This is a genomic window from Anaerofustis sp. LCP19S3_F7 (genome assembly GCF_052119445.1).
GTDB classification, from domain to species: domain Bacteria; phylum Bacillota; class Clostridia; order Eubacteriales; family Anaerofustaceae; genus Anaerofustis; species Anaerofustis butyriciformans.
The window spans coordinates 1-1,003 of sequence record NZ_JBQKFF010000028.1; the positions used below are offsets into that span (position 1 = coordinate 1).

1 protein-coding gene is annotated in these 1,003 nt (G+C 23.8%); it reads right to left on the reverse strand.

Annotated elements, in window-relative coordinates; translation table 11 throughout:
* Positions 1-144: 144 nt before the first annotated feature.
* A partial coding sequence (locus ACTQYZ_RS10030; RefSeq protein WP_441416544.1) for a putative RNA methyltransferase occupies positions 145-1,003 on the reverse strand: 859 nt, incomplete at its 5' end.

The window sequence follows — 1,003 nt, forward strand, 5'->3', positions numbered from 1 at the left end:
CTATCAGAGAAGGTGGTAGAACAGTAGGTTCAGGAGTTGTTGCTGAAATTATCGAATAATTTTAGTAAATGATAAATAAAAAAGAACATCAATAAGATGTTCTTTTTTTATATGAAAAATAATAAGAGATGTAAAAATCTCTTATTATTTTATTTTTCCAATTAATGCAGTAGCGGAAATAGTTATTTCACTTATATTATTATAATCAAATTTACTTTTATCAATATCAAATAATAACGGGGTCATATCTAAAAAAGATTTTAAATTTTCTAAAGAAATTTCTTTTGTTTGATTAAGTTCTTTGATCTCTAATAATTCACAATGCTCTTTGAAACACTCAATTACATCATTATTATCATACTGCTCATGTTTTAATTCATTTTTTACAATATCTCTTAATTCTTTTAAGTGAGAAAGACCCGGAATAATTTTAATTATAATTCCATCTTTCTTTAATACTCTTTTAAATTCGGGATAATTTGCTGGTGTGTATATATTTAACATACAGTCAATAGAATTATCTTTTAGTGGAATAGATTGTATGTCTGAAACAAAAAAACAAATATTATTCATGCCTCTTGCTGCAACATTAATAGCATCTTTAGATAAATCAAAAGCAAAAAAATCTATGTTTTCATTATATAATTTTTTGACATAGAAACCTTCTCCGCATCCGGCATCAATAACTGTGTCAGGTTTAAAAGTGTTTATATAAGATTGGATATAATCGCATATATGGTCATAATAGCCTTGATTTAATATAATATTCCTATTTTCAAAGAAACTCTTGTCATAACCCTTTTGAGGCTTTCTGTTTGATAAAAAATTTATATATCCTTTTTTTGCAATATCAAAACAGTGATTGTTTTGACATTTTAATGTGTTGTTTTCAATATACATTTCATTTTTACATATTGGACACTTGAAATAATTTTCAACATTTTTAAATTTTAAATTACTATTTTTCATATTTACTCTCTTTATTTTTAATATATTATATAAA